This window comes from Mycobacterium sp. TH-M106, assembly GCF_057473765.1.
This window is the reverse complement of record NZ_JBYCLE010000129.1, coordinates 1-2,490: the sequence shown is the minus strand read 5'-3', so window position 1 is coordinate 2,490 and position 2,490 is coordinate 1. Positions and strand designations below refer to the sequence as shown.

The following is a 2,490-nucleotide window of genomic DNA, read 5'->3' as shown; positions in this document are numbered from 1 at the left end:
ATCTGATGCGGCGCCAGACTACGCCGGTGCCGGCGCTGGTAGCGGCGGGCAGCCGCGTCGATGTCGCCTGTGGTTCCTCGCAGCAGCGTGCCGGCGATGACGTCGGACAGCCATTCGGCGCTCTGCAGCGCCCATCCGATACCGGTTCCCCACACCGGGTCGCCGACCATTGCCGCATCGCCGATCAACGCCACGCCCGGAGCGACGATGCGGGTGCGGGTGATGCTGGGATAAGGTGTGCCACGAACACGGGAGGCTGCGTGATGTAGGAGATCGCGGAGGAACGTGGTGCTGTGTGAATGATGAAGGGGTTGTGGCCCTTCGGAGTCGCCCGTCGGGTGGGAGACTTCAAACCGCCTCATGCTGCGTTGGCTGAAGACCGTCGTGGTGAGCGATGAGGAAAAGGCGCTGTTAGAAGCGTCAGGTGGGGATCAGGAAGACGAACGCGAGTGAATCGCTGACGACGTGTCGAAATGGATGAGATGGCATCAAAACCGGGGCTTCTTTTTGGCGCCGGGATGAGTCTGGCGGGTATCCCGATTTCTGGCCAGGCGGTGTCCGGCATGGAGGCGACGTGATCCTGGTCTGCGGCGTTCACGCGGAACGTGGGAAGGCATGCCCCGATACAGTTTTTGCTTCGGTGAGGGCGAGAGGGAGCGCGGCGGGCAGCGGAAACTGTGAGCCGTTGAGTACCGACGCGGGGTGTGCTGGCGGACCGGCCCGTAGTAGCGCTGAAGCGCCTGTAATGGGTGTGGAGCAAAGGGGCCGGACCATTCGGGTTGGTGAAGCAGTCAACCGGCGAGGGCCGGGAGGAGCTGGATGAAGCAATCGAAATCGCTGGGAAAGCCGTTCGAGATATCGAAATGGGCTGTTGCTGAGGCGTATCGCAGGGTCAAGGCCAACAAGGGCGCCGCCGGTGTGGACGGGTTGTCCATCGAGGGCTTCGAGTCCAACTTGAAGGGCAACCTCTACAAGGTGTGGAACCGGATGTCGTCGGGGACGTACTTTCCGCCGCCCGTGCGGGCGGTGGAAATCCCCAAGGCTGGCGGCGGTGTGCGGGTGCTCGGTGTGCCGACGATCGCGGACAGGGTTGCGCAGACGGTGGTGGCCATGGAACTGGAAAAGCGGGTGGAGCCGATGTTCCATCCGGGCTCCTATGGCTATCGACCCAATCGTTCGGCGCTGGACGCGGTCGCGTCATGCCGGCAGCGGTGTTTCAAGAAGGACTGGGTGCTCGATCTGGACATCCGCAAGTTCTTCGACACCGTCGACCACGAATTGATGGTCAAAGCGGTTCGGGCCAATACCGACCAGGACTGGGTGGTGTTGTATGTGCGGCGGTGGCTTTCGGCCCCGCTGCAACTCCCGGACGGGACGCAAGAGGTGCGGCATCGCGGTACCCCGCAGGGGTCCGCGGTGTCGCCGATTCTGGCGAACCTGTTTATGCACTACGCGTTCGACATGTGGATGGCCCGGAAGTTCCCGGACGTCGACTTCGAACGGTACGTGGATGACGCGGTGATCCACTGTGTCAGTGAGCGTCAGGCTCTGATGCTCAAGGCCGCCATTGGGGAACGTTTCGCCGCGGTGGGGTTGGAGCTGCATCCGGACAAGACGAAGATCGTCTACTGCCGGGACGAGAACAAGCGCACGCTCGATGCCGAGCACACCTCGTTCACGTTCCTTGGTTATGAGTTCCGGATGCGGTCGGCGTGCGACAAGTTCGGGGAGTTATTCACCTCGTTCTTGCCTGCCATCAGCCGCGACGCGGAGAAACGCATCAACCGGGAGGTCCGCAGCTGGGGCCTGCACCGACACACGGATTGGACCCTGGGCCGGATCGCACGCTGGATCAACCCCATCGTGCGAGGCTGGCTGCAGTACTACGGCCGGTTCTATCGGACGAAACTGTATGCGCTGTGCAAACGCATCAACACCTACTTGGTGCGGTGGGCTCGCAAGAAATATCGGCGGCTACACGGGTTCAAGAAGGTCAACGCCTGGTGGAAAGCATTGGGGGAACGATATCCTCGCATGTTTGCGCACTGGGCATATACCCGTGGCTTCATGGCGACTGGATGGTAAGAGCCGTGTGACGGGAGACTGTCACGCACGGTTCTGTGAGAGCCCGGGGGTGCGATTCCCCCGGGCCACTCGACCGGTGGCTCCCATGACATCGGAAACCCGCTGGGCCGCCGAAAGATCAGGTCCGTCAGGAAGATCCGAACACAACGCCAGAAGCTCCGCCTCGCAATTCTGGCGGAATGCGGGCAGTCGGTCTTTGGCCGGCATGGCCGCGAGCAGGCTGACGCCGTCGTCGTTACGGAAGATGTAGGCGACGTCGGGCTCCAGCAACCACAACGCCGTGGAATGCCACGGCGGGAGGTCGATGCTGCGATATTTCGCGAAGTAGATGAACCGGTCGTTACGCCACCGTGTGCCCGGCAGCGGCGCCAGCTCGGCCACCGTCGAGGCATGACCGTCGGCACC

Annotated in this window: 1 protein-coding gene and 2 pseudogenes; 1 reads left to right on the top strand and 2 read right to left on the bottom strand. The window is 62.8% G+C overall.

Annotated elements, in window-relative coordinates; genetic code table 11:
• A pseudogene (locus AC2VOP_RS04590) lies at positions 1–194 on the bottom strand (NAD(P)/FAD-dependent oxidoreductase); the annotation flags it as partial.
• A 625-nt stretch (positions 195–819) separates the two neighbouring features.
• Here AC2VOP_RS04590 and ltrA point away from each other — a divergent pair.
• Positions 820–2,085 carry a group II intron reverse transcriptase/maturase gene (gene ltrA, locus AC2VOP_RS04585; RefSeq protein WP_486959844.1) on the top strand — a complete coding sequence of 422 codons (1,266 nt, stop codon included), beginning with the start codon at positions 820–822 and terminating at the stop codon, positions 2,083–2,085.
• 21 nt (positions 2,086–2,106) lie between these two features.
• On the opposite strand, the pseudogene AC2VOP_RS04580 reads toward ltrA, so the two are convergent.
• A pseudogene (locus AC2VOP_RS04580) lies at positions 2,107–2,490 on the bottom strand (hypothetical protein); the annotation flags it as partial.